The sequence below is a fragment of the Sulfitobacter sp. UBA4523 genome, from assembly GCF_002388305.1.
Lineage (GTDB): Bacteria > Pseudomonadota > Alphaproteobacteria > Rhodobacterales > Rhodobacteraceae > Sulfitobacter > Sulfitobacter pontiacus.
The window spans coordinates 1-605 of the sequence record NZ_DGMH01000014.1; the positions used below are offsets into that span (position 1 = coordinate 1).

The 605-nt window shown below is 62.6% G+C and carries 1 protein-coding gene; it reads right to left on the bottom strand.

The window, feature by feature from the left end:
* Positions 1–605 (bottom strand): adenylosuccinate synthetase (locus tag B3849_RS02645; RefSeq protein WP_286779784.1); only part of this gene is annotated, 605 nt, incomplete at both ends.

The window sequence follows — 605 nt, forward strand, 5'->3', positions numbered from 1 at the left end:
ACGCGGGTGGTATAGGCTTTGACGATGCCCAGCACATAGTTGATCGCGCCCGGTCCGATGCCGACACCTGTTGCCGCCTGCCCTGCAATCACGTTCGACGAGGTGACGAAAGGATAGGTGCCAAAGTCGATGTCCAGCAGCGCGCCCTGCGCCCCTTCGAACAGGATACGCTTACCGGCCTTGCGCTTTTCGTTCATCACCTTCCAGACAGGTGCTGCGTATTCAAGGATCTTCGGTGCGATCTCTTTCAACAGTTCAACCAGCCCGTCGCGGTCGATGGCTTCGACGCCCAGACCCTTGCGCAGCGGATCATGGTGCTGCAACGCGCGGTCGACGCGGGCTTCAAGCGTGGCTGTATCGGCCAGATCGGCGACGCGGATGGCGCGGCGGCCGACTTTATCCTCGTAGCACGGGCCGATGCCGCGACCGGTGGTGCCGATTTTGGTCCCCTTGGACGCGGCCTCTTCACGGGCGCGGTCCAGCTCGCCGTGGTAGGGCATGATCAGCGGCGTGTTTTCCGCGATCATCAGCGTTTCCGGCGTGATCTCTACGCCTTGGGCGCGGATCGTCTCGATCTCTTTCAGCAGGTGCCACGGGTCCAGCAC